The 24703-nt window shown below is 39.7% G+C and carries 27 protein-coding genes, 1 tRNA gene and 1 other annotated feature; of the genes, 1 reads left to right on the top strand and 27 read right to left on the bottom strand.

Translation table 11 applies throughout. The annotated features are described in order from the left end of the window. Positions 1-8 precede the first annotated feature (8 nt). The 14 genes from BO48_RS07315 to BO48_RS07250 form a co-directional block, all read right to left on the bottom strand. Positions 9-2630, bottom strand: a complete 2622-nt coding sequence (locus BO48_RS07315) for a valine--tRNA ligase (protein ID WP_496366770.1) — start codon at positions 2628-2630, stop codon at positions 9-11. A 39-nt stretch (positions 2631-2669) separates the two neighbouring features. Further along, positions 2670-2878, bottom strand: a binding site (T-box leader). Positions 2879-2914: 36 nt separating this feature from the next. After that, positions 2915-3961 carry an AbrB family transcriptional regulator gene (locus tag BO48_RS07310; protein WP_496366769.1) on the bottom strand — a complete coding sequence of 349 codons (1047 nt, stop codon included), beginning with the start codon at positions 3959-3961 and terminating at the stop codon, positions 2915-2917. 98 nt (positions 3962-4059) lie between these two features. After that, entirely contained in the window at positions 4060-4626 is a 567-nt protein-coding gene (locus BO48_RS07305) for a c-type cytochrome (RefSeq protein WP_496366768.1), read from the bottom strand. A 73-nt stretch (positions 4627-4699) separates the two neighbouring features. Then, complete coding sequence (gene hemL, locus BO48_RS07300; protein ID WP_496366767.1) at positions 4700-5986, bottom strand: glutamate-1-semialdehyde 2,1-aminomutase; 1287 nt, start codon at positions 5984-5986, stop codon at positions 4700-4702. Positions 5987-5988: 2 nt separating this feature from the next. Continuing rightward, on the bottom strand, positions 5989-6969 hold the full coding sequence (gene hemB, locus BO48_RS07295) for a porphobilinogen synthase (RefSeq protein ID WP_496366766.1): 981 nt from the start codon (positions 6967-6969) through the stop codon (positions 5989-5991). A 2-nt stretch (positions 6970-6971) separates the two neighbouring features. Next, positions 6972-7676 (bottom strand): uroporphyrinogen-III synthase, encoded by a 705-nt coding sequence (locus BO48_RS07290; protein ID WP_496366765.1) that lies wholly within the window; start codon positions 7674-7676, stop codon positions 6972-6974. Further along, on the bottom strand, positions 7663-8586 hold the full coding sequence (hemC, locus tag BO48_RS07285; protein WP_496366764.1) for a hydroxymethylbilane synthase: 924 nt from the start codon (positions 8584-8586) through the stop codon (positions 7663-7665). The genes BO48_RS07290 and hemC overlap by 14 nt, the downstream gene beginning before the upstream one ends. Positions 8587-8598: 12 nt before the next feature. Beyond that, on the bottom strand, positions 8599-9387 hold the full coding sequence (gene ccsA, locus BO48_RS07280; RefSeq protein WP_496366763.1) for a cytochrome c biogenesis protein CcsA: 789 nt from the start codon (positions 9385-9387) through the stop codon (positions 8599-8601). A gap of 50 nt (positions 9388-9437) precedes the next feature. Continuing rightward, on the bottom strand, positions 9438-10784 hold the full coding sequence (gene hemA / locus BO48_RS07275; RefSeq protein ID WP_496366762.1) for a glutamyl-tRNA reductase: 1347 nt from the start codon (positions 10782-10784) through the stop codon (positions 9438-9440). A gap of 117 nt (positions 10785-10901) precedes the next feature. After that, positions 10902-11489 (bottom strand): ribosome biogenesis GTP-binding protein YihA/YsxC, encoded by a 588-nt coding sequence (gene yihA / locus BO48_RS07270; protein ID WP_496366824.1) that lies wholly within the window; start codon positions 11487-11489, stop codon positions 10902-10904. Positions 11490-11544: 55 nt separating this feature from the next. Then, the gene (clpX, locus tag BO48_RS07265) at positions 11545-12804 is read right to left on the bottom strand and encodes an ATP-dependent Clp protease ATP-binding subunit ClpX (protein ID WP_496366761.1); all 1260 of its coding nucleotides are present in this window, start codon (positions 12802-12804) and stop codon (positions 11545-11547) included. Positions 12805-12936: 132 nt separating this feature from the next. After that, positions 12937-14277: a trigger factor gene (gene tig / locus BO48_RS07260; RefSeq protein WP_496366760.1), complete on the bottom strand. Its 1341-nt coding sequence runs from the start codon at positions 14275-14277 to the stop codon at positions 12937-12939. Between the two features lie 85 nt (positions 14278-14362). Next, positions 14363-15334, bottom strand: coding sequence for a hypothetical protein (locus tag BO48_RS07255; protein WP_496366759.1), 972 nt, complete (start codon positions 15332-15334; stop codon positions 14363-14365). Continuing rightward, positions 15324-15944: a DNA mismatch repair protein MutT gene (locus BO48_RS07250; protein ID WP_496366758.1), complete on the bottom strand. Its 621-nt coding sequence runs from the start codon at positions 15942-15944 to the stop codon at positions 15324-15326. Before BO48_RS07250 ends, BO48_RS07255 begins: the two co-directional genes overlap by 11 nt. 198 nt (positions 15945-16142) lie before the next feature. Between BO48_RS07250 and BO48_RS07245 the strand changes: the two genes are divergently transcribed. Continuing rightward, a tRNA-Arg gene (locus BO48_RS07245) sits at positions 16143-16216 on the top strand. A 275-nt stretch (positions 16217-16491) separates the two neighbouring features. On the opposite strand, the gene BO48_RS07240 is transcribed toward BO48_RS07245, so the two are convergent. From BO48_RS07240 to BO48_RS07180, 13 genes are all read right to left on the bottom strand, one after another. Next, a complete protein-coding gene (locus BO48_RS07240) occupies positions 16492-16665 on the bottom strand; it encodes a hypothetical protein (RefSeq protein WP_496366757.1) in 174 nt (57 codons plus the stop codon). A gap of 44 nt (positions 16666-16709) precedes the next feature. Then, positions 16710-17123 carry a YolD-like family protein gene (locus BO48_RS07235; RefSeq protein WP_496366756.1) on the bottom strand — a complete coding sequence of 138 codons (414 nt, stop codon included), beginning with the start codon at positions 17121-17123 and terminating at the stop codon, positions 16710-16712. A gap of 692 nt (positions 17124-17815) precedes the next feature. Continuing rightward, positions 17816-18700 (bottom strand): DUF6731 family protein, encoded by an 885-nt coding sequence (locus BO48_RS07230; RefSeq protein ID WP_496366755.1) that lies wholly within the window; start codon positions 18698-18700, stop codon positions 17816-17818. A 312-nt stretch (positions 18701-19012) separates the two neighbouring features. Then, a complete protein-coding gene (locus BO48_RS07225) occupies positions 19013-20722 on the bottom strand; it encodes a LysM peptidoglycan-binding domain-containing protein (RefSeq protein WP_496366754.1) in 1710 nt (569 codons plus the stop codon). After that, positions 20706-20846, bottom strand: a complete 141-nt coding sequence (locus tag BO48_RS07220) for a hypothetical protein (protein ID WP_496366753.1) — start codon at positions 20844-20846, stop codon at positions 20706-20708. Before BO48_RS07220 ends, BO48_RS07225 begins: the two co-directional genes overlap by 17 nt. A gap of 61 nt (positions 20847-20907) precedes the next feature. Next, positions 20908-21204 (bottom strand): hypothetical protein, encoded by a 297-nt coding sequence (locus BO48_RS07215; RefSeq protein WP_496366752.1) that lies wholly within the window; start codon positions 21202-21204, stop codon positions 20908-20910. Positions 21205-21208: 4 nt separating this feature from the next. Beyond that, positions 21209-21664, bottom strand: coding sequence for a hypothetical protein (locus BO48_RS07210; protein WP_496366751.1), 456 nt, complete (start codon positions 21662-21664; stop codon positions 21209-21211). Then, the gene (locus BO48_RS07205; RefSeq protein ID WP_496366750.1) at positions 21619-22065 is read right to left on the bottom strand and encodes a hypothetical protein; all 447 of its coding nucleotides are present in this window, start codon (positions 22063-22065) and stop codon (positions 21619-21621) included. The genes BO48_RS07210 and BO48_RS07205 overlap by 46 nt, the downstream gene beginning before the upstream one ends. Positions 22066-22155: 90 nt before the next feature. Continuing rightward, positions 22156-22299, bottom strand: a complete 144-nt coding sequence (locus tag BO48_RS07200) for a hypothetical protein (RefSeq protein WP_496366749.1) — start codon at positions 22297-22299, stop codon at positions 22156-22158. Then, positions 22289-22426 carry an XkdX family protein gene (locus tag BO48_RS07195; protein ID WP_496366748.1) on the bottom strand — a complete coding sequence of 46 codons (138 nt, stop codon included), beginning with the start codon at positions 22424-22426 and terminating at the stop codon, positions 22289-22291. Before BO48_RS07195 ends, BO48_RS07200 begins: the two co-directional genes overlap by 11 nt. Before the next feature lie 2 nt (positions 22427-22428). After that, positions 22429-22953, bottom strand: coding sequence for a hypothetical protein (locus BO48_RS07190; RefSeq protein ID WP_496366747.1), 525 nt, complete (start codon positions 22951-22953; stop codon positions 22429-22431). Beyond that, positions 22953-24047: a reverse transcriptase domain-containing protein gene (locus tag BO48_RS07185; protein ID WP_496366746.1), complete on the bottom strand. Its 1095-nt coding sequence runs from the start codon at positions 24045-24047 to the stop codon at positions 22953-22955. Before BO48_RS07185 ends, BO48_RS07190 begins: the two co-directional genes overlap by 1 nt. A 266-nt stretch (positions 24048-24313) precedes the next feature. Continuing rightward, positions 24314-24655, bottom strand: coding sequence for a four helix bundle protein (locus BO48_RS07180; RefSeq protein ID WP_496366745.1), 342 nt, complete (start codon positions 24653-24655; stop codon positions 24314-24316). Positions 24656-24703: the final 48 nt, after the last annotated feature.

The raw sequence follows: 24703 nt of genomic DNA, 5'->3' as shown, positions 1-24703 counted from the left end.
ATACCCCTTTACTTCAAGCTTTGTAGACGCAATGACACTTCATCATACTGCGACTGATACTTGGCTTCTTTTTCTTTTTCCTGCTGCACTACATTTTCAGGTGCATTCGCAACAAATTTTTCATTGCTCAGCTTACCATGTACGCGTTTCAATTCATTTGCCAAACGGTCTTTTTCATTATTCAGGCGCGCAACTTCTTCTTCTTTGTTGATAAGTCCTGCAAGCGGCAGAATAACTGTGGCACCCGCCACCACACTTGTTTTATCATCATCATTTTTCTCTATCGCAGCCGCGATTTCAAGTGTGCCCGGATTACAGAAACGGTCGATGTAGTGCTTGTTCGCTTCCACAGCTTCACGTCTTGCGTCATCTTTCACTTCTATCTTGATATCAATCGGTCTCGACAACGGTGTATTTACTTCACTTCTTGTCTGACGTACGGATTTAATAATCTCAACTAAAAGCGCCATTTCCTTTTTCGCTGACTCATCAATATGATCTTTATTCGCAACCGGCCATTCGCTCGTTACAATCGTGCGGTCGCCTTCGATAGTCTGATAAATCTCTTCAGTGACAAACGGCATGAACGGGTGAAGCATTTTAAGAATCTTATCCAGTGTATAAAGGAGCACTGAACGTGTCATATGCTTCTCTTCATCAGTACCTTCTGTCATCGGCACTTTCGCCATTTCGATGTACCAGTCACAGAAATCATCCCAGATGAAGTTATACAACAGTCTGCCGACTTCACCGAATTCATATTTCTCGGATAGACGGGTCACTTCATTGATCGTAGTATTCAGGTTCGTCAGTATCCATTTATCTGCAAGTGACTTTTTGCCATCCAGATTAATGTCAGCCATCTTGAAGTCCGGACCGATATTCATCAGGCCGAATCTCGATGCGTTCCAGATTTTATTAATAAAGTTCCATACAGATTCCACTTTTTCATCGCTGTAGCGTAAGTCCTGTCCGGGTGTGGAGCCGGTCGCAAGGAAGTATCTGAGTGCATCCGCACCGTACTTATCGATGACATCCATCGGATCTACCCCATTGCCGAGTGATTTTGACATCTTGCGATTTTGCTCATCACGTACAAGGCCGTGCAGTAGAACATCATCGAACGGTTTCTCACCTGTATGTTCGAGTGAAGAGAAAATCATTCTCGCAACCCAGAAGAAGATGATATCGTATCCCGTCACAAGGACATTCGTCGGGAAGAACTTCTTAAGATCTGCAGTCTCTTCCGGCCAGCCCATCGTAGAAAACGGCCACAGTGCACTTGAGAACCATGTGTCCAGAACGTCTCCATCCTGTGTCCAGTTCTCAATGTCTTCAGGTGCTTCCATGCCGACATAAATTTCACCGGTTTCATTGTGATACCATGCAGGAATCTGATGGCCCCACCACAACTGTCTGGAAATGACCCAGTCCCGGATATTCCCCATCCACGTATTGAAAGTATTTTCGAATCTTGGCGGCACAAATTCAATACGGTTGGCAGTGCTCTGGTTCTCCGTTGAATCTTTAGCAAGCTTGTCCATCTTTACGAACCACTGTGTGGATAAATAGGGCTCAACAACAGCGTCACTTCTCTCAGAGTGTCCAACTGAGTGCGTGTGTGATTCAATCTTGATCATAAGGTCCTGGGCTTCCAGGTCCTTCACCAGCTGCTTACGGCAGTCAAAACGGTCAAAACCCGCATACGGCCCGCCAAGCTCATTGATCGAGCCGTCCGGGTTCATCACGTTAATACGTTCAAGATCGTGTCTGTTGCCGATTTCAAAGTCATTCGGATCATGTGCCGGCGTCACTTTCATCACACCGGTACCAAATTCCTTATCTACATAATCATCGGCAATGATCGGCAGTTCGCGCTCGATGATTGGCAGAGTGACTGTTTTACCGATCAGATCTTTATACCGTTCATCTTCAGGGTGAACAACAATCGCAGTATCCCCAAGCATCGTTTCAGGACGCGTCGTCGCAATTTCCAAAAAGCCGGCGCCGTCTGTGAGCGGATATTTTACATGATAAAACTTGCCCTCGATTTCTTTATGAATGACTTCTATATCAGACAATGCCGTCTGTGTCTGCGGGTCCCAGTTGATGATATATTCGCCGCGGTAGATAAGCGCTTTATTATACATATCCACGAATACTTTTCTTACGGCGTTGGACAGCCCTGAGTCCATAGTGAAACGTTCTTTGTCATAATCCAGTCCGAGACCGAGCTTCGCCCACTGGTTTCTGATGAAGTCCGCATATTCTTCTTTCCAGTTCCAGGCATGCTCCAAAAACTTCTCCCGGCCGATTTCGTGTGACTTGATGCCGGCCTCCCGCAGACGCGCATCGACTTTTGCCTGTGTCGCGATACCCGCGTGGTCCATGCCGGGCAGGTACAGCACCTCATAACCCTGCATACGCTTCATGCGCGTGATGATGTCCTGTAGCGTTGTATCCCACGCATGGCCCAGGTGCAGCCTGCCCGTCACGTTCGGCGGTGGAATGACGATGGAGAAAGGTTCCTTGTCAGATTCGGCATCTGACTTAAAATAACCTGCCTTGACCCATTTTTCATATTTACCTTCTTCAATTGTTCCCGGATGATACTTCTTTGGCATTTCCATATAAAAAACTCCTCTCAAAATAAAAAACCCCACATCCTGTAATAGGACGGGAGTTCCGCGGTACCACCTAAATTCAGCAATAAAAATATTGCTGCACTCAAATATTTAACGCATATAAACGTTCAACCCTACTGGCGTGTTCAGGCTGAATTGATACCAGACTACTTTCACCATGATTTTTGTTATGTTCACACCTGCCACATACTCTCTGAAAACCCAATCATGCCTACTCTTCTGACCTCTTTATTTGATTAAATTTATCTTATCCAAATATGCCTACACTGTCAAGTTTCACCATGTTTTCTGCGCCTGTATTTCAAATAGTAGCTGACGGCAGGCGTCACAAATAATATGATGAAAAATATGCGGAATATATGATAGCTTGAGATCATCGCAATATCTGCGCCCATTTCAACGGCAACGATAATCAGCTGACCGATGCCGCCGGGTGCTGCACTTAAAAATAAGTTATTGAATGAATGGTCTGTAAACATCTGATAAATACCGACGATCAACAACGTACCGAAAATCAGCAGGAGGTTCTGAATCAGCATTGAAATGATCATTCTGCTGTTCAATTGATACAACAGTGATGATATTTGAATACCGATTCTGATACCGAACAGTATTTGTGCAATGTTCATAAATTCAATGTTGAGTGAAAAATGATGTCCTGTCGTGACATTCCATACGAGCATTGCAATAATCGGACCCAGCATAAAAGGCACGGGGAACTTTATCAGTTTAAGTATATACATAAAGACGAATGCACCGACCACAATCAGCAGGAGCGACGGCTCGAGCATTTCGGTCAGCAGCGGCGCCTGATCTTCTGCGGCGACAGGTGTAGCTGAACCTGCAGAAAAGAAACTCGCAATGAGCGGCACGAGAATTACAACCAGTATGATTCTCGACATCTGTGTAATCGTCACCAGCAGTAGGTCTGCTTTCTTATCTTCTTCCGCCATGATCAGCATCTGGCTGAGTGCACCCGGCACTGAAGATAACAGCGCCGTTTCCGGCGTACATTTAGTCATCCTCATGAAAATTGTCGATAAGCTGAGGCTTAAGCCGATAATCAGGAAAGAAATGATGATAATATTTCCAAATTCGCCGAGCATTTCCTGCATTGCATCCACTGTAAAAGTCGAACCGATTTCAAATCCGATGACAAACACACCGAGATTACCGAGCCATCTAGGATAATAAAAGTCTTTGGTTACAAATCTTATGAATAAAAATGTTGCAATCATGGAGCCGAAAAGCCAAGGCAGAATCATTCCTGCCATATTTAATATCCAGGATATGGCGATTGCCGATAATAACAACATAGTTAAACGGATTATTTTCATGTAGAAAACCTGCCATTTGGTTAAAGTTTTATAAAAAACATAAGAACTCCCTGTGTAAGGGAGTTCTTATCTATAAATTATTCAGAAAACATTTCATATAATGCAGTCAGTTCTTCACCGCTCACTTCATCTTCACTGAATGAAGGCATTGAGCCCTGACCATTTCTTACGATATCAGTGAATTCATCTTCACCGAGGCTGGTCCCTGCAAGTGCCGGTCCCATTCCGCCTGAGAAATCTTCACCGTGACATGAAGCACAGCTATTTTGAGCAATGCCTTCAGCATCTACGTCGCCTGAAGAAGCACCTTCTTCGCCGCCCTCTTCAGAGCTTCCTTCTTCGCTGCCTTCTTCAGAACTTTCTTCTTCGCCACCTGATTCTTCGGATTCTGCACCGGAATCAGCAGTCTGTTCACCGCCGCCACCGTCACCGCCAATATGGAATATCATTAAAGGAATGATTAGAATAATTACCATGATTGGAACAACCCAAACTAAAGGATTTCGTACATCCTCTTTTTTCTCTTTCTTGGAATGGATAATCATTTCACGGCCCTGGCCGTCGATATAGGTTCTATCCTTATCTTTGACGCCGTCCATATTTACTTCCTTATCTGTAAGGTTTTGATCTTTTTTATCACTCATTCGCTGTGACCCCCCAAATATTATTCATACCTATTATACACTTAAATAGCCAACTATGAAGCATAAATTTTAGTTACTTTTTACTTAAACGCTCCAAAGCATTGTCAAATGCGCTAATTGTCGCATTAATATCTTCTTTTGTATGCTTTGTTGAGAGGAACATACCTTCAAATTGGGAAGGTGGTAAGTAAATACCTTCTTTAAGCAGCTCCTGATATAATTCTTTGAATAATACCAGGTCACTTTCATTTGCGCTGTCGAAATCGGTCACAGGACCATCTGTCAGGAAGAAACCGATCATTGAACCGGCACGGTTGATGGTAATCGGACGGCTGTGTTGATCGAATACTTTTGTCAATCCGTCTTCAAGCAGGTCTGCAAGCTCGTTAAAATACGTGTAGCTTTCTTCTGTCAGCTGATTTAATGTATGATAGCCGCCCGCCATAGCAAGCGGATTGCCTGAAAGTGTTCCTGCCTGATAAACATCACCGACAGGTGCAACTTTTTCCATAATTTCTTTTTTACCGCCATATGCCCCTACCGGCAGACCGCCGCCGATCACTTTTCCAAGACATGTCAGGTCAGGATTGATGCCGTAATGGCCCTGTGCACAATTGTATCCGACTCTGAACCCTGTCATCACCTCATCAAAGATTAAGAGTGTATCATTGTCTTCAGTGATTTCACGGACTTGATTCAGGAAATTGTCAACCGGCGGAACAACTCCCATATTGCCGGCAACCGGTTCAACTATGACCGCTGCAATATCCTCGCCGTATTTATCAAAAGCTTCTTTTAAGCTTTCCGGATCGTTGTACGGAACAGTGATAGTATTGATTGCCGTTCCTTCAGGAACACCCGGTGAATCCGGAAGACCAAGTGTTGCTACACCGGAACCTGCTTTGATAAGCAATGAATCGCTGTGACCGTGGTAACACCCTTCAAATTTAAGTATTTTGTTGCGCCCTGTATAGCCTCTTGCCAATCTGAGCGCTGCGAGTGTTGCTTCGGTACCTGAAGATACCATGCGGACCATTTCAATGGAAGGCACTCTGTCTATGACAAGTTCAGCCATTTTATTTTCAAGTTCTGTCGGTGCTCCAAAAGTCGTGCCCTTTTTCGCTGTTTCTGCAACTTCATCAACGACTTTATCGTCGCTGTGGCCTAAGATCAAAGGTCCGAAACTCAGACAGTAGTCAATATATTCATTACCATCCACATCATAAACACGCGCATCCTTCGCACGGTCTATAAATAAAGGATGTTCTCCTACGGATTTGAATGCTCTTGCCGGTGAGTTTACACCGCCCGGCATCAATTCTACCGCTTTTTCATAAAGTGCTTTAGATTTGTTAAACATTACTACACCTCTCCCTGATCAATCTTTTTACAAATGTCTTTTGCAAAGTAAGTGATGATTAAATCCGCGCCTGCACGTTTCATCGACAGCATCTGTTCAATAATGACCTCTTCATCCAGAAGTCCCATATCGATGGCAGTTCTTGTCATGGCATACTCGCCGCTTACATTATATGCGACGACCGGAAGGTCTGAACGATTTCTGACATCCCGTATGATATCCAGATATGACAGCGCCGGTTTGACGATCATCATATCCGCCCCCTCATTCTCATCGCTTTCAAGTTCTCTCAAAGCTTCAAGACGGTTTGACGGATCCATCTGATATGTTCTCCGGTCACCGAAGGACGGTGTGGATTCCGCTGCATCACGGAATGGCCCGTAGAATTTGGATGCATATTTGATACCGTAACTCATGATCGGGATATGGCTGAAACCATTGTCATCCAGACCTTTTCTGATTTCAGTCACAAATCCATCCATCATATTGCTTGGTGCAATGATATCTGCCCCGGCACGCGCCTGTGAAACTGCCGTTTTGACCAGCAGCGGCAATGTCGCATCATTGTCGACATCTTCCGTTTTCTCGTCAATCAGGCCGCAGTGGCCGTGATCGGTATACTCGCAAAGACATGTATCCAGAATAACAAGCAACTCCGGATAAAGCGCTTTTGCCAGTCGGCATGCTTCCTGAACAATACCATGGTCATGATATGCACCACTGCCCTCCGGGTCTTTTTCATTTGGTACTCCAAAGAAAATAACAGATTTAATACCCAGAGCGACGACTTCATCCAACTCTTCTTTCAGCATGTTCAATGAAATCTGATAAACTCCCTTCATGGAAGGAACCTCTTTTTTAACATCATCTTTTTCCACTACAAAAATTGGATAGATCAAATCATCCTTGTGGAGATGTGTCTCTCTGACGATATCTCTCATAAATGGTGATTTACGAAGTCTTCTATGACGCTCAAATTCCATTATTACACCTCATAATTTTCTTTTATTAATTCAAATATACTTTCAAGTGTTGCTTTTTCAGGGGATTTTGACGGAATACCCAGCCCATCCAGTTCCTTTTTTGTCACCGCACCGATTGAAACAATCGGTTTATTTTTCAGCATTTTCTGCTCGATGTGTTCCTTCATTACTTTCACACCTGACGGGCTTGAAAAAGTGATGATATCAATATCATCCCATTGTTCTTTGATCATCTGAATGGACTCAACATTATCTACTGGCTGATAAATTGGAAATTTAATCACTTCGACCCCGCGATTCTCCAAATAGTCATGAAGAATATTCCTTGCATCTCTGCTTGTCGGATAAAGCACTCTGTCGATATCCACTTCATCAATCGGAAATTCCTCTATAAAACCTTCCTGTGTATACACAGTGGGTTCGAAATCCACATGATACCCATGTTCGACCAGCAGTTCCGTCGTCTTTTCTCCGATGCTTGCGATTTTCGTATACCGGGTCTTAGCCAAATAAGGTAAAAATAGATTCACCGCATTTTTACTCGTTAAAATGACCCAGTCATAATGCTCATCCAGAAAATCATCATCGAACGAGAGTGGCTGTATCTTGATGAGCGGTGCATGAACGATATCAAACCCATCGCTCTCCGCATTTAATTTCGTCTGGGTTACGAGAACATTCTTTATGTTATTGTTATAAGGTTTCATTGATTTTATCAATGATTTCCTTTGCTCCGATTTTCTCCATCTCATCAGCAACCAGGTTGCCGAGTTCATATGGATCCGATGCGGACTTTTTAACAAGATACTTCTCTTCGCCATCTTCTGACATGATCAGGCCGGTCAAATAAAGTTCGCCGTCTTCAAGTGTTGCATATCCGCCGATAGGCACCTGACAGCTGCCGTCCATACGGCTGAGAAATGTTCTTTCAGCATTCGTACATAACGCGTCATCGCTGGAGTGCACTTTCTGAAGCATTTCATCAAGCTCATGGTCATTCTTTCTGATTTCGATGCCGAGTGCACCTTGTGCGATTGCTGGAATGAATTCTTCGGCATCGAAGTATTCAGTGACACGGCTGTCACCCCAACCCATTCTTTTTAGCCCTGCAGCTGCGAGCAGTATTGCGTCATACTCGCCGGATTCCATCTTTTTGATACGTGTGTCGATATTTCCCCGCACCCAGTTAACGGTAATGTCGTCACGGATGGATTTCAACTGTGCAGCGCGTCTTAAGCTGCTTGTTCCGACGATACTGCCAGCCGGCAGATCTTTGAAGAGCACTTTATTGTTGGAAAGAAAGGCGTCTCTCATATCTTCTCTTTCAGGTATACATGCGATTTTAAACTGATCCGGCAGTTTGCTCGGCACATCTTTTAAACTGTGGATCGCCATATCGATTTCTTCATTTTCAAGAGCCTGTTCTATCTCTTTGACGAAAAGGCCTTTCCCGCCGACTTTTGACAATTGAACATCGACGATACGGTCACCTTTTGTAACAATTTCTTTTATTTCGAATGCCGTCTCCGGGAATTGTTCCTGAAGTAAAGCGATAAATTGTTTTGATTGTGTCATGGCCAATCCACTGCGTCTGGATCCAACGATAAACTTTCTCATAAAAATACTCCTTTAAGTCCATATATGGAAATTTGAAAACTGTGAAATGAATAAATAATTAATCATGCAAATAATAAACAGCACCATATTTAAAATAGCAAAAACATAAAGATTACGCATCTTTTTTAAATAAAAGAGCAGCATTATATATAAAACAACTATAAATGATGTGCCTAAAACTTTTATATCAACACTGATTTCCGGACCGATGATCTGCAGACCCCAGTGAAAACCTAAAAGTATACTGATTGTCATGGTCATCAGACCGATACCCACACTGCGCATCATCACTTTACGCGCCGTTTCTATACTGAATAAAGAAAAGAATGTACGGTTGAAACGTTTCTTCTTTAAATTTGTATATTGAATGATGTATATCAGAGAGTGCAGTGCTGAGACAAAAAACAGGACATAGGCAAGCAGGGCCAAACCGACATGGATGACCAGCAGCTCATTCATGATGACCGACACTTCCGCCTGCCGTGTTAAAGGTTCAGGCTGGAATGTAAACATCGAAAAGAATATAAAGCTAAAAAATATGAATCCGAACAGCACTTGTTCAGTGTCATTCTTATAATAATACATAATGCCGACAATTGATAACACTAAGGAAAGTGTGTACATGCCCTCGTAAGTTGTCAGAATCGGTATCCTTTCAAGACTGAAAACAGCATTCACATAAGTTAACATGTGCAGCGCCGTCGCCAGAATGATGACATAAAAGGAAACCTTTCTGGCTTGGCGATTTCTTAAAGCTAAATCGTACGCCAGCACAGAAAGGCCAGTAAAATATAAAAACATGGTAAATTCATTAATTCGGAACAGAATATCCATATTAGTCCCTACCCATTTTATTCAAACACGATTTCAGATTGCTTGTTGATCAGTGCCTGGCGGTGTTTATTTCGCTCTCTGTCTTTGACATCTTCCACTTCTTCTTCGATGCCAAATAGCGTTTCTATTTCTTTAAGCTTTTTCATTGCGTGTTTTTCATTGCCGATTTCTTTTGTATAAGTGATCGGATCTTTCAGCATTTGATTGATGATGCTCTTCATATGTTTGCTGATGACCGTTTTTTCTCTTTCAGTCATATCAGGCATTTTACGCTCGACACTTTTGAACGTTTCTTCGTGTATTGTGAGTGCTTTTGTTCTCAGGGCCTGGATGACCGGTGTCACTCCGAGCTGATTCACCCATGTATCGAAGTCTTCCTGTGCTTTCATAATCATCGCTTCGACCTTTTTCGCTTCCTGCTGTCTTGTTTCAAGATTTGAATCAATCAGACCCTGCAGGTCATCAACGTTGTACATATATACATTTTCGTATTGGGTTGTACTTGGTTCTATATCTCTCGGCATTGCTATATCTATAAGAATTAACGGACGGTTTGTTCTCTTCGCCTGAATGGACTGTAACATCTCTTCAGTAATCACATAATTCCGTGATGATGTACTTGAAATGACAAGATCCGTATCCATAAGGCAGTCTTCCAACTTATCCATCTGCTCATAGCTGCAGCCGAACTTATCCGCAAGTTGTTTTGCATTCTCTATTGAACGATTGACAATCGTCACATCGTTTATACCATTTGAAGTCAAATTGAGAACTGATTGCTCTGACATCTCCCCCGCACCGATGACAGCTGCTTTTGTTTCTCTGTTTTCTTCAAAAATCTTATTGACCAGCTGTACAGCTGCATACGAAGTGGAAACCGCATTTTTGGAAATATCAGTATCATTGTGGCCTTTTTTAGCAACGGTAATCGCTTCTTTGAACAGTTTGTTAAAGATTGTACCTGTCGTCTGCTCATTTTGCGCTTTGAAAAATGCATCTCTGATTTGTCCGAGTATTTGAGTTTCTCCGAGAACCATGGAATCCAGTCCGGCTGTCACATAAAAGAGATGCTCAATCGCTTCTTCACCGACTTTTACATCTATTATTTTCTTTATCGTTTCCAGATCAACATCGAACCAGTCAGCGAGGAAGCTTTGTGCATAGTATTTGCCGGTGTGTACCTGATCACTCACTATATATACTTCCGTCCGGTTACAGGTGGACAGCAGTACTGTCTCCAAAATGCTTTTTTCGGTTCTTAATTTATGTAGAGCATCTGTCAGCTCCACTTCATTGAACTGTACTTTTTCACGCTCTTCAACTGTCGCTTTTCTATAATTTAAACTAAGCGAAATTACGTGCATTAAATTTCCTCCTACCACAATTAAACGTTATTAATAATAATTCTAATTATAACAAAAAAACCATGCTATATCTATATAACACGGTTGAATTAAGCAGTAAAATGAAAATGTACCAACCTAGACATATTTACTTAATGCTGCATGAACTTTCGGCAGATTTTTCTTGTCCACTGAAGAGAAATCAATGATAGTATCTTCCGGTTCAATTTCCAGACTTTCTCTGACTATTTTCAAATGCTTGTCAATTTTACTCTTTGCAATTTTATCTGCTTTAGTGCAGACGACAATAACAGGCAGATCAAGATGCTTTAAGAAATCATACATTAAAATATCGTCCTGTGTCGGTTTATGACGAAGATCGATCAGCTGGACGACAGCCTGTAGTTCCTCTCTTTCAGCAAGATAAGCCTCGATCAGCTCGCCCCATTTTTCTCTGTCTTTTTTAGACTGCTTGGCATAGCCGTAGCCTGGAACATCCACCATGATAAACTGATCATCAACATCATAAAAGTTGAGATTTACTGTTTTACCCGGTTTAGAAGATGTTCTTGCAATATTTTTACGGCCGACAATCGCATTGATAAATGATGATTTACCGACATTTGAGCGGCCGCTGAGCGCAATTTCATTTTTATTTTCCGTTGGGTATTGGGAAACACCCATCGCTGAAATCATAAATTCAACGTTATTGGGATTTATTTTCAATTTCATTCTTTAAACTCCTTATAAAAAAAGCTGTCTGAATCCAGACAGCTTTATGTTATGCACTTTTACGATCGATCGTGATTTCTTTACCATCTTTATCGTAAAGCAGTGGTTCACTTTCATCCACTATCGTTTCTCTGGTTATTTTAACCTTCTTGATATCATCATTTGAAGGTACACTGAACATGATGTCCACCATACGCTCTTCTATGATTGAACGAAGTCCGCGGGCACCTGTTTTTCTTTCAATCGCCAGTTCGCTGATTGCATTCAATGCATCTTCATCGAATTCCAATTCAACTTCATCAATGGCAAGCATCTTCTGATACTGCTTGACGAGAGCATTTTTAGGTTCAGTAAGAATAGAGTTGAGCGCGTCGACATCCAGTTCACCCAAGTGGCTGATAATCGGTACACGACCGATGAATTCAGGAATTAAGCCGTAGCTCTGAAGGTCATCCGGGCGTACTTTTGAAAGCAGTGCATCTTTGTCTTCAGCTGAAGTAGCCGGTCCGCCGAAGCCGATGACTTTCTCTCCGATTCTGCGTTTGATGATTTCATCCATGCCGTCAAATGCGCCGCCAAGTACAAACAGAATGTTCTTCGTATCTATTTGAATTGACTCCTGGTTAGGATGCTTTCTGCCACCTTGAGGCGGTACACTCGCAGTCGTTCCTTCCAGGATTTTCAGAAGTGCCTGTTGTACACCTTCACCAGAAACATCTCTTGTGATGGATGTGTTTTCACTTTTACGAGCGATTTTATCAATTTCATCGACATAGATGATGCCCTGTTCTGCACGCTCTACATCAAAGTCTGCAGCCTGAATCAGACGCAGAAGTATATTCTCTACATCATCACCGACATAACCTGCCTCTGTTAAACTTGTCGCATCCGCGATGGCAAATGGTACGTCAAGTGTTCTTGCCAAAGTCTGAGCCAGTAATGTTTTACCACTGCCGGTCGGTCCAATCAGAGCGATATTACTTTTAGAAATCTCTACATCGTCTTCGCTGCTTTCCTGGTTGATACGTTTATAGTGATTGTAAACCGCCACACTCAATGCACGTTTAGCATTATCCTGACCGATTACATAATCGTTTAGAGATTCAAGTATTTCCTGAGGTTTTGGCAATTCAGTAAAGATTGCTTTATGTTCTGTTTTTAGTTCTTCTTCAATAATTTCATAACACAATTCGATACATTCGTTACAAATGTACACACCGCTGCCTGCGATTAATTTCTTAACCTGTTCTTGATCTTTACCACAGAAAGAACATGTCAGATTTGTGTCATCTTCATTAAATTTAATCATATTAACACCTCTTTTGTCATTGTCGTAAACTATACTAGAAGTCGATGATGAAATCAACGAATAAACTCACGGGCAATGATACCAATAGCTCTGCAGCTGATCAGCCGCAGAGCTATTAATCATCAAACGGATTTATTTTTCTTCTGTTGATTCTTCTGAATCAGCTTCTGTTTTTTCTTCAGCTGTTCCTTCAACGATTTTTGCATTGTCAACAAGTACATCCAATGCTTTTTGGACTTTAAGGTCGTTTTCAAGCATTGACAGGTCGCCTAGAGTTGATTTGATATCTTCAACACCGATACCGAACTGTTCACTCATTTTTTCAAGCTCTGAATCAAGATCCCCTTCAGAAATCTCGATATTTTCATCTTCAGCAATCTGCTTCAGCGTGATGTTTGTTCTGACGCGCTTTTCAGCATCTTCTTTCATCGTTTCACGCAGTGCATTTTCATCCTGGCCGGATAACTGCTGGTACATTTCAAGGTTGATACCTTGTTGTGACAAGTTTTGTTCGAACTCCTGAAGCATTCTGTCAAGTTCAGAGTTGACCATTGCTTCTGGAACATCTATTTCAGCATTGTCGCTTGCTTTTGTAAGAAGTTCTTCTTTCAATGCTACATCTGACTGATTTTCTTTTGCTTCTTTCAAGTCTTTTTCAAGCTTGGCTTTCAGTTCATCTACAGTTTCAACACCCTGATCAAGTTCTTTTACAAGCTCATCATCAAGTTCCGGAGTCTCTTTGACTTTAATGGAGTTAATTTTAACTTTGAATACTGCAGGCTTTCCAGCCAGTTCTTCCGCCTGGTAATCTTCAGGGAAAGTAACTTCTACATCTTTCTCATCGCCTACTTTAAGGCCGACAAGCTGTTCTTCGAAACCGCCGATGAATGAACCTGAACCAATTTCAAGATCAAACTCTTCAGCTTTTCCGCCTTCGAACTGCTCTCCGTCAAGATAGCCGTCGAAATCAAGGTTGACTGTATCACCGTTTTCAATCTCGCCGTCATCTTTGATAACCATTTCAGTATGGTTTTCAAGCATATGACCGATTTCATGTTCAATGTCATGGTCAGTTACTTCTGTTGAAAGTTTAGTGCCTTCAAGTCCTTTGTATTCACCCAGTTTAGCTTCAGGCTCTACAGTGACTTTAGCTGTGAAAATAAGATCTTTGCCTTTTTCAACTTCTACAATATCTACTTCAGGCTGATCAACTGGAGTAATACCTTCTTCTTCAACAGCTTTAGCATAGTTTGGTGAAAGTACAATATCCAATGCATCCTGATATAAGGATTCTACACCAAATCTTTTTTCAAACATTTGACGTGGAATTTTTCCTTTTCTGAATCCTGGAAGTGAAACATCTTTCGATACTTTGACAAATGCTTCATCCAACGCTTGATTGAACTCCTCCGCAGGTACTGTCACCGTCAGAAGTCCTTCATTTCCTTCTTGCTTTTCCCATTTGTGAGACATAGTATAAATTCCTCCGTTAATACAATTTTTCATAACTTTTTTAGTATAACATACTACTTTTCCTTATCCAACAATTGACTTATATTTAGGTTTTTGTTGAAGTGACAATCTGTTCCATTTCGACTATCCATTCATAAACCCGGTCATCAGCGCTGTATGAATGATCGACATTCAGCAGGTCGAGGATATATTCAAGGTAACCTTCTATCATTTCTTCTGAACTGAACTCCAAAGTTTTTGGATAGTTGAAAATCGCATGGCTCGTCATCAGAAGCGTCGCTTCACTGACAATTTGCGGCGCCTGTGATTCTAACACATCGAGTACTTCCGGCTCAACTTCACTGATCAGCGGTACTTCCTCCAATATCGGAAGATCACTCGGGTTGATTTCCTCAGCTTCTCCGAACTTATAATGCTTTACTTTATTGTCATACCCTATTTCCTTCAAATAAAGCAGCATAAACGTCACGATGTCTTTATCATTGATATTTTCAAGTGCATCCAGTACAAAATCTTCGTACTTATCATTTTTCTCATCGGCAAAAGTACTGAACATTCTCAGGATTTCCTGATGGCTCATGTTTTCGAGGTCTATATCCTCAACTTCCAGCGTCTCTTCCTCTTTATCTTCCGGTGGTTTTCCGGCACTGAGCTTTTTATTATCAATACCTTTCTTTGCCTCGTGCCGCAGACCTGCGATATCGATTCTGAACCCTTGAGGAATATTTTCCTCCATCAGATGGTCGGAGAAATTGATGACTTCATAATATCTCTCCTGATGATTCAGTGCTTTCAGAAGCTCAAGCATATGCATCTCATAGTCCCCGCCGCCTTCATTCAGCTTCATCAGTGCATAATCCGTCACTTTGTCATACTCCTTTTCGGCATCAAGCACTTCATAGAACATTTCTTCCAGTCGGATATCGGCGGTGCCCATGCCGATATACTGATAATATCGTTCTATGAAGGTTTTAAATTCGCTATCTTTGAATAATTGAACCAGATCTTTTTCAGCTTTCTTTAAAAATCGCTGGTGTGTTGTGATTTTATCCGCCATAAGCATCACGAATGATTAATTCGCTCCATGATTCATAAGGGGAAAGATCTGACAGTTCATCATTATCCGTCCATTTCAGCGCAAGAGTATCTGCTTCCATATTCGATACACTGTCTTTATCAACCGAAACTTTCAATACAAGACCGATGTGAACAAGGCCGACATCATTAGCATCATCGTTGATGAGCCCCATGATTTCTATATCATTCACATCATCACCGACTAAGCCCACTTCCTCTTCAAGCTCGCGCTTAGCATTGATCGACAGCTTTTCATCTATATCCGTCACTTCAGGTATATCGTTCATATGACCACCGACACCGATCGAGAGCAGACCATGCAGTCTTTGTTCTCCGCCGCCGCCGAGCCTTTCGTAAACTAAAGTCTCCTTATCATCAGCAGTAGAGATGATGACATAGCTGATTAGCTGCTTATAGGATGAGTCTTCTTCCATATCACCGCGGCGTTTCACATCATAATTTTTAAAAGTAGCTACAATCGCCTGATAGCGCGGATCATCTTTTCCGATGAAGCCGTTAAAAGCATTCTCTTCTGAATTGAATAGTGGTTTTCTTGGTACTACTAAAATCTGTTCATCAAATTTACTCATGATCTTTCTCCTAATTTTTATTTCGCTCACATATCATTCTATAAAACGTTTATTTACTTGTAAATCAAATAAGACAATAACTTTTTTATAACAATTTGTAAACTTCTTTAATTTAATGTAATTTCACATCATTAATTTTAAAATAATAATTGACTTATACCCTGTTCATTGATTATAATTGAATTTGTTCTTAATTAAGTCTCGATAGCTCAGCTGGATAGAGCAATGCCCTTCTAAGGCATCGGTCGGGGGTTCGAATCCCTCTCGGGACGCTACTATACAATATTAATAAACTTTAAACCCCGATAAACGTTGATTTATCGGGGTTTTTAATGTCTTTGACTAAAAATTATAGGTTTTAAAGATGTTTTATGTTGTCAATATTGTCGTCAATATAGCTATACCCTCAAGGGGTATCAAATATATTGTTAAAATTCTAGTTCCTTCATATCTATATAGGATAGGATTTAAGATATTAAAAAACCCCTCTGCTCACTCCACTAAGCAGGGCTTAATCATTATATAGAAGATTAATGCCATATATTGATTATATCACACCTAAACCATCCGCCAAGCGTTTAAAATCCTCGTCAGTGAAGTCTAAAACCACCACTTCATGATCTGCTTTCTTATTCTCATACATATCTTTAGCTGCTTTCGTAGAATGAAAGAGTTTGATTGCATCCCCTATCGTACATACCAGTGTCGTATCTTTATCCATATTAAAATCATCCCCTTGTTAAGATAATTTATTATAGCACGTGATCAATCGATTGAGTATATATCTTCATCGCTGATTCTTACTATTTCATAAATGTGGGTAAAGTTAATAGTCAATAAATTCGTACCTTTACTCACAGTGATTGTTTGTCCCCAATTCTCAATGTATTCTAACTTACATTCAAGTTGTACCTCGTAACCTGAATCCCAATAGCGTAAAACTAATATCTTACCGATACTGTTTCGTAACGTAACTTCGAGTTCCTGCAGCTCATCCTGTCCAAGCGATGGTTCTGACACATGTGCCTGTCGTTCTATCATGCGATCCACTGCCTCATATTGTTCCGGCATGGTTGCAAACGGCGCCCATTTGACCATGCCACGGCCCTGTGGGATGTTAGAATTTAACGCTGACTGCGGCACTTCTCGGTAATCTAATCCTTTATAAGTGCAATGCATTATAATCACCTCTTAAGGTTATTATACGAACGTATGTTCTGTTTGTTAATATAAAAATAAGTCCCCAATCTGTTACGGGGACTTAAATATCATTTTAAGAAGAGTGCAGCGATTTCCTACTATTCTTTTAGCCTCAATGATTTCGACGTTTTATCTGTGGATTTTTTTTAGTTTGCATTGGTCTATTTCGTTTTTCAAAAATTATATTACTTATTGTATATAAATAAGTAGCAAACATACAATAAAAATAAAATGAAAAGGATAATATAAAGTAAACAAGATTACTATTGGAAATCGTTGATGTATTTGACTGTATCTCAACTGATTCAAATACAAATATGACTAAAATCAATACTATAATAATGAATCCGGATGCAACAATTCCATAATTCATATATATAAATTGTTTTCTTATCTTCTTGGAATTCATGATTTTATCGATGATAAGGTTATCCTTTAAACTAAAAATCAATGTGAAAATAGCTCCAAAAAACCCAACACTAATACTAATAGAGTTGATTAACACATTCAATAAATCTAATAATTTATTCTCTATAATGTTTGGTTCTTTATAATATAGTAATATTAATATTCCTATTGTAAAAATTACGATTAAAAAATAAACAATCCCTGTGAAGTATTTTTTTAACCATGTAAAATGCCTTTTCAACATTTCTTATCACCACTCTATCCTAAACAAGTAAGGAAATAGCTTCATCATCATTTCTATATAAGTTCTCCATATCTGAATAAATACGATATGCGTTTAATTCTACTCCTTCTTGATAGGAATATTTTAAAGTCCTTTTTAAGGAGTGTTTCAATAGGTCTATTTCTTCTATTGGGGTATCCTCTGTCTCCTTTGTTTTGACTGAAAGTTTCTCTACTTTATCATGGTCTACCCAGTTTTCTAAAATTCTTTTACTTATACTGTAATCTAGTTCAGAGTCTTTCGCCCTATTTGTAGAAATAACAATTTCAACACTTTCAACCCCTTCATAATTATTTCCTGAAACCCCTAATAATAAATCATCAGTGTCTTCACCAGTGACTTTTAGAGTAATCTTTCTGAATATATCATTACTTAATGCCTTGCTTTTCGCTCTATGATCTATTGCTGCAACAAGTTTGAAGTTGGCAAACTCCTCGTAATAATCGAAATATAAACTATCTATAAATTTCTCCACTCCTGAGGGGCTTAAGGAACTAATGTTTCTTTGAACGAGCATTACATTTTTCGTCGGATCATATAGAATACTTATTTCATGACCGATATACTCATTTGCTTTTAAATCAAGATCAGTAGATTCACCATAAATAGTGGTTTTACTAAGAGGTCTGTCATCTAATCTCTCCATAATGATATGGTAGTAACCAGTTATATTAGATACATCAACAGATTTTATTCTGATAGGATCAAAATTATAACTTTTAACTACTTTAAATTCGTTGTCATCTTCATATTCTTCTTTGATTGTATCGAACAATTCTTTAAGAGATAAGTAACTGTATTTTTCATTTTCCTCGAAAGCACAAGAATAAAAAACATTGATATTTACCACTTTAGTTCTAGACATCCCCATTACCTCTTTCATTGTGTAGTTAACCAAATCTTACAGATATTTACTATACATTTCAATATCGAAATAAAAATAGCTGCTAGCGGGGAGGCTAACAGCTTAACTACACAACTATAGTATACCATGGAAAGATACAAATGAACAAACGTATGTTCTTGAATATGAACAATTATGTACCCCTTCTGACCGGCAAGTTAGAAGGGGCTAAGAAACCAATATATTATATTGTGTTAAAAATTGAATTTTCGTTATTGGCTAGAGTGACGGTATGACCAGTGTTGCATCACCTCCAATGAGTGCTACAGATGATTACTTAACTCTTAATCGTTGACCAACATAAATCTGATCAGCACTTCTTAGATTATTCCAACTAACAATTTTACGTTGACTTGAACCATATCTTTGAGCCAAGTGACCGACTGTGTCCCCTGACTTTACAGTGTGATACTGTGTTGAAGCCGCTCCAGATACTTTAAGTTTCTGACCTGCATAAATCTTGTTAGGGTTAGAAATGCCGTTTAAGTTTTGAAGTGCTTTAGTTGATGTGTTAAAACGTGAAGCGATACCAGAAAGTGTATCACCTGATTTAACAGTGTACGTCGATGTAGCAGAACCTTTCAATTTCAACTTCTGACCGACTTTAATCAAATCAGGATTGCTGATACCGTTTAAGTTTTGAAGCTTCTTAGTAGTTGTTCCCGCTCTGGTTGCAATACCGCTTAACGTATCACCTGATTTAACCGTATAAGTCGAACCAGTTATTTTATTGCTTTTCGGCTTAGACTGGTTTGGTTTAGATGGTGCAGGTGATGAAGGTTTCTTCTTAGATTTCTTACCATCTGTAAAGTACTCTAAAGATTTATCACTGATGATGCGGTTTAAATCAAGATTGCTGTTGTACCCTGGTAGACGTCCATGCTCTGTATACTGATGAATGTCTGCTGGGAATGCCGGCTTGCTATATGGACTGCTACTGCCCGAACCATAGTGTGGAATCCACACCGCATCTGCTTTAGATGTGTCTAGGTTGAGCTGCTCATACAGATGGTGAGCGATGTATAATCCAATCTTCTTAGCGCCATGTCGTCTTAAATCGTCAATGTAAATATTAACTGCCGCTTTCATGTTCGAGTGTGGAGATGTCTCTACATCAATCCACCAGAAAGTCGGGTCTAAATCTTTCGTTCGATCCCAGAACATTTTCGCTTCATTCTTCACATGTGTATTATTCTGTGCCCTGAAAAAGGCGTAAGCCGCAGTCGGCACACCGTGTTTACGGAAATTCGCATGATGCTCTTTGTATGCCCTATCAATCATATCTGCATCCATTGTCCGAATAATAACGTGATCTACATGTTTGGACAACGTTGCATAGTTGATTGATTTTACAGGTTGATGATGTGATACATCAATAATCATTCCATCACTGCCCTTAGCATTAGATTTATTGTCTTTATTGTAGCTTGCCATATCCGGCCATGATTTACTCACATCAATCTTCAATGGATCGATACCATTGCACGTAAATGGTTTAGCAGCCAAAGCGCCATAATTTTGAAATTGGATATGCAGATGGGAAGGCATTGAAATGCCTAAATTGTTTGATGCACCCTGATAACCAACAACATCACCTTTTTTCAACTTCTGCCCTATCTTTAAACGCTTCAAAGGATTGTCGAATAAATGACCATAAATCACTTGCCTGTGCTTACCGTCCGCATCCACAAATCCACCCACAAACGTCCAACCGAATGTATTCCAGCCTGTCCCGTTCAGTACCGTCATGCGTGCAAAAGCGTGCATAGGCTCTCTGTGTCCCTTGCTTGTATCAAAGGCATTATGATCACCCCCGCAAAAAGAGTCTACATTATTACCGTTTCCGTCAATGTGACGACGGTCCCCAAATTTTCTTTTACCTTTTGCCGGGGGGCCGTAATCATCATAGTACTTGTGAGGGTTTGAGGTGATTCTGTGACCATCTTCTTGCAATACCGTGATTGGATTAATCTTTTTTGTCATCAGTACCACCGCCTCCGCCGAATTTTGTTTCTGGATTTAAAACTGTAGGATCCATACTCACTTTTTTATCTTGTTTCTTCTTTTGATTTCTCTTGTTGGACTGTTTTTCATTATCTTTCGCCATTTTTAAAACACTCCTTAAATTTATTCACAAAAAAGACACCTCTTGATTAAATGAGATGCCCTTATTTCAAACCTTCTTCTTTCAATTTTTCATTCTGTTTTTGTGCTTTCTTGCCGCTGAAGTGATTCTTCCAGATGTTATAAGCGGTATATCCAAATGCAGCGATTGCATATAATAAAATACCGAATGAGTTAATCAGTTCTTCATTCAACCAATCCATTCCAAATCCAGCCACACCTGCAAAGCCAGAGAATGCAACGAGGATGGCTAAAATCTGATTAATCAAACCTGTCTTTTTCTCTTTCTCTACCTCTTGTTTAATACGCTTTTCATCAACTGTATACTGCTCTCTTTCCATTTCCTTACCTCCCCTCTAATAAATAAGGGATAATCACTTCGACAATGCTGAATATCCCCCCAATTATTGCAACAAAAATAGCGGATAGTCCGACTACCCACTTTAAAAGTTGACCTTTTTTACTGTCTGCAATTTCCTGTTGTTTCAGAATGAATTTATTATGATCCTTAAGTTGAGTATCATGATTACCAACTTTTTCTCTTAACTCCTGGTGACTTTGACGATTTTGTTTGAGTTCGTCTTTTAGCTCTGTAGAGAAGTTATCAAACGAACGGCTCAATCTGTTGTTACTACTCACTATATTTTTATTCGTTTCTTGGGAAACTGCTAATACCTTTGCCAAATTACCATAATTAGTAGTATGCTTTTCGTCCACATATTGAATTTTTTCAGAAAGCCTCTTTGATTCTCTCTCTAATTCAATTTGCGTAACGTACGGATTTTTCTCTTCTCTCTCCATATGCACACTCCTCCGTGGATGACTAAAACCGCATTGAAAAAAGCAATTAAAGTTATTGTGTATTGCGTTATTGCCATGTGACTTTCTGAAAATGCGATGAATGAAAAGGGGAAACCAACAATAACACCCAAAGCATTTCCAGCAATTAAGCCATAATATTTTTTAATCGTTTGCGATACTGAGCTACCAATAACGACGATTGCTCCTGTAATAAAAATAACACCCCAAATTTGAAAAGGGATGATATTATCCATAGCTGTATATAATTCCGAATTATTGACACTCTCATTGCTTGTCAATACTAAGGAAAGCCCTCTAATAATCATGAAAACGCCAATTAGCCATAGTGAAAACATAGCTTCAAATTCTAGGTTGGTCAGTTGTTTTTCTTTTTCTTTCACATGACATCAACCCCTTTCTTCAAAATAAATAGGACCCGGAGGCCCTATTAATTGGAGTCTCCACCCATCCGCCCACCTACCACCCTTTTATCAGTCTTCACTAATAAATTTCTCTACAGATGAATACTCTCCAATCAGCAGCAAAAGATTTGATATCACTGTTATTTGATGGTCAATTACTGCGGATTGTTGTTGTATTAAATCATGTAACTCTAAAACTTCTTTACTGTTCATATTTCTCTCCACAAATTTCTTCGTATTGCTCAGGAGTGATTGCATTTAATACCACATACATTTTCAGCTGATCTAATCGCACCCAATTCCATGCAAAGCGCTGTTTTAAAGATTCGAATAAATTCATTTTTATCCCTCCAAATTACTTTGTAATAATTGTAGTTCTAAGCTTGTGACTTGCTGTCCCAGAGATTCGATTTGCCCTTTTGTCATCATATCCTCTAATTCTAAAGTTGTATTTTGTTGCCCGAGATTCTGCGCTTGCCCTTTCAGCATAAAATTTTCAATTTCTAATGCCGTATTCTGCTGTCCGAGAGATGTAGATCTTTTTTCTAGTTGTAATTCCTTCAGAGGGTGATTACTCACTCTCTCCTCTTTATCCTCTAATTCATCAGGAAATAAGCCTTGCAAAGCGTAGCGTTCAGCAAAATGAGCGTATGCTTCATCTAAGTCTTTAACTTCTTCCAAACGTCGATGTTGCTCATCTGTGAATTCTGGAGTGGTGAACTCAACAATTTCTGTATGCTTCCATTTTTCAGCAAAGTCTTCCCACCACTTCTTATCATTTGTATAAGCGCTATATTCTTTGCCATGTTGCTTATACACCACTTTGTGAAGCGGAAAATTTAACTCTCCATTCACTGTCTGCAGCATTAAATCACACCTTCTTTAATAATATTTTCATCAATCTTCAATCGACCTTTAAAATCTTGATAAATAAAAGGATTTCTCCTCTTTAATTTTTCAACGAAATTATAACTCGACCCGTACATTGCATGACCATACCAACTGTTTAACATCGTTTCTGCAGTCTCTTTTGATAATCTTCCTCTTCTGATCAAGTCCGGCATCTTTTTAGTCTTCCGTTTAATCTTTTTCTTGCAATCATCTCTGAGCAACCTATGAGTTCTATATATTTTAAAACCATAAGCATTGACGCCTTGTTCAATCGGAAATACTCTGGATTTACCAGGATGCATATCAAGCTTCAACACTGCCTTCAGAAAATAACTCATTGTTTCTAAAATAAGCAGCGCTTCATCCTTGTTTTTAACTATTGAAATTACATCATCAGCATAGCGGATGTAATACTTTAGTCTTAGTTTGCGTTTACAGAACTGATCAAACTCATTCATATAGACATTCGTCAATAATTGACTGAGTGTATTTCCAAGAGGCATACCGACAGAGTCTATTTCATCTGCACTATCGATGATATGATCTACTAAGCTCAATGTTCTCTGACATTTTATTTTCTTCCTCACGATGGTTTTTAATGTCGGCCGATCAATTGTATAAAAGAACCTCTTAACATCCAGTTTGATAATGAATGCTTCTTCTCCGAACTCGACACTTGCACGTTTGAAGAATTCAGAGACTCTTTCAACTGCTTTATGAGTACCTTTGCCGTCCAAACAAGCATATGAGTCAAAAATAAAAGCAGGTTGATATACCCGCTTCAAAATTCTATCTGTGGCTAACTGGACCACTTTATCTACATGATAAGGAGCATCTATAATTCGTTCCTTTGGTTCATGCACCATAAATCTTTTGTAACCAGAAAAGGTGTAGGTGCCATTAATCAATTTTCGCCTGAGATTATTAATGTTATAAGTCTCATTAACTGAAAATATAATAGCATCACGACTGAATCTGTTCTTACCCTTCATACTTTTCTTAAACGCCCAATCAAGGTTTTCTATTTCTATAATATCTTCAAATAAATTATCAAATCTAGATTTCGACATTTCCCCGGTTTTCCTTTCGTACTAAGCGTGATGTCTGTTCATGTGTTTACAGTTCGTACTGAATCAGCACCGCTGAAAGAACCAAACTCTCTTGAACTTTTCAAGTCTTGTTACTGAAGCCGTGACCTCAGTAATCATTATCCTTGTCCAGGACGGGACGCCAACCTCTATTATTATTCACATTCGACGAATTATTCGCATTGAGGTTCGAAGCTCCATTGTTGCCACGGTTGACACGACGTTTGATAGTTTGATCCTTAATGTTTCTATTTAATAACAGAGCGGATATAGCCTCTCAGAAGTTTATTTATTTCGGTCAATTCCATATCCACTTCTTTGAAAAACCCGACACTTATATATTTTCTTTGTTTCGATAGTTTGTTCAGAGTTTTCATCATCTGCAGTTTAGCATCAGCTTCCTGTAAATAAGTCAGGCGTTTCGATTTAACATTGTTCGCCATTGTAATGAAACTCAGCATATCGAATAATGTTGTTTTGATTGTGTGACATAAACTGAACTTTTCCGACTTTGGATAGTTCGACAATCTCGGATAAATCTTATAAAGTAAATCCTCTGAACGTTTGTATAAAATTAGGTTTGTTGTCATTGCATTCTTGCTTTCATATATTATTTTTAATGCTCCGCTCGGCCTGCG

The sequence above is a fragment of the Lacicoccus kunmingensis DSM 17847 genome (genome assembly GCF_059568765.1).
Note: the sequence above shows the minus strand (reverse complement) of the source record. Positions and strands in the feature narration are given on the sequence as shown.

Bases quoted from the DNA above. Each gene is read 5' to 3' on its own strand.
- BO48_RS07315 (WP_496366770.1), bottom strand. From the start codon at position 2,630: ATGGAAATGCCAAAGAAGTATCATCCGGGAACAATTGAAGAAGGTAAA.
- BO48_RS07310 (WP_496366769.1), bottom strand. From the start codon at position 3,961: ATGTTGTTATTATCGGCAATCGCCATATCCTGGATATTAAATATGGCA.
- BO48_RS07305 (WP_496366768.1), bottom strand. From the start codon at position 4,626: ATGAGTGATAAAAAAGATCAAAACCTTACAGATAAGGAAGTAAATATG.
- hemL (WP_496366767.1), bottom strand. From the start codon at position 5,986: ATGTTTAACAAATCTAAAGCACTTTATGAAAAAGCGGTAGAATTGATG.
- hemB (WP_496366766.1), bottom strand. From the start codon at position 6,969: ATGGAATTTGAGCGTCATAGAAGACTTCGTAAATCACCATTTATGAGA.
- BO48_RS07290 (WP_496366765.1), bottom strand. From the start codon at position 7,676: ATGAAACCTTATAACAATAACATAAAGAATGTTCTCGTAACCCAGACG.
- hemC (WP_496366764.1), bottom strand. From the start codon at position 8,586: ATGAGAAAGTTTATCGTTGGATCCAGACGCAGTGGATTGGCCATGACA.
- ccsA (WP_496366763.1), bottom strand. From the start codon at position 9,387: ATGTTTTTATATTTTACTGGCCTTTCTGTGCTGGCGTACGATTTAGCT.
- hemA (WP_496366762.1), bottom strand. From the start codon at position 10,784: ATGCACGTAATTTCGCTTAGTTTAAATTATAGAAAAGCGACAGTTGAA.
- clpX (WP_496366761.1), bottom strand. From the start codon at position 12,804: ATGATTAAATTTAATGAAGATGACACAAATCTGACATGTTCTTTCTGT.
- tig (WP_496366760.1), bottom strand. From the start codon at position 14,277: ATGTCTCACAAATGGGAAAAGCAAGAAGGAAATGAAGGACTTCTGACG.
- BO48_RS07255 (WP_496366759.1), bottom strand. From the start codon at position 15,334: ATGGCGGATAAAATCACAACACACCAGCGATTTTTAAAGAAAGCTGAA.
- BO48_RS07250 (WP_496366758.1), bottom strand. From the start codon at position 15,944: ATGAGTAAATTTGATGAACAGATTTTAGTAGTACCAAGAAAACCACTA.
- BO48_RS07240 (WP_496366757.1), bottom strand. From the start codon at position 16,665: ATGGATAAAGATACGACACTGGTATGTACGATAGGGGATGCAATCAAA.
- BO48_RS07235 (WP_496366756.1), bottom strand. From the start codon at position 17,123: ATGCATTGCACTTATAAAGGATTAGATTACCGAGAAGTGCCGCAGTCA.
- BO48_RS07230 (WP_496366755.1), bottom strand. From the start codon at position 18,700: ATGTCTAGAACTAAAGTGGTAAATATCAATGTTTTTTATTCTTGTGCT.
- BO48_RS07225 (WP_496366754.1), bottom strand. From the start codon at position 20,722: ATGACAAAAAAGATTAATCCAATCACGGTATTGCAAGAAGATGGTCAC.
- BO48_RS07220 (WP_496366753.1), bottom strand. From the start codon at position 20,846: ATGGCGAAAGATAATGAAAAACAGTCCAACAAGAGAAATCAAAAGAAG.
- BO48_RS07215 (WP_496366752.1), bottom strand. From the start codon at position 21,204: ATGGAAAGAGAGCAGTATACAGTTGATGAAAAGCGTATTAAACAAGAG.
- BO48_RS07210 (WP_496366751.1), bottom strand. From the start codon at position 21,664: ATGGAGAGAGAAGAGAAAAATCCGTACGTTACGCAAATTGAATTAGAG.
- BO48_RS07200 (WP_496366749.1), bottom strand. From the start codon at position 22,299: ATGAACAGTAAAGAAGTTTTAGAGTTACATGATTTAATACAACAACAA.
- BO48_RS07195 (WP_496366748.1), bottom strand. From the start codon at position 22,426: ATGAATTTATTCGAATCTTTAAAACAGCGCTTTGCATGGAATTGGGTG.
- BO48_RS07190 (WP_496366747.1), bottom strand. From the start codon at position 22,953: ATGCTGCAGACAGTGAATGGAGAGTTAAATTTTCCGCTTCACAAAGTG.
- BO48_RS07185 (WP_496366746.1), bottom strand. From the start codon at position 24,047: ATGTCGAAATCTAGATTTGATAATTTATTTGAAGATATTATAGAAATA.
- BO48_RS07180 (WP_496366745.1), bottom strand. From the start codon at position 24,655: ATGACAACAAACCTAATTTTATACAAACGTTCAGAGGATTTACTTTAT.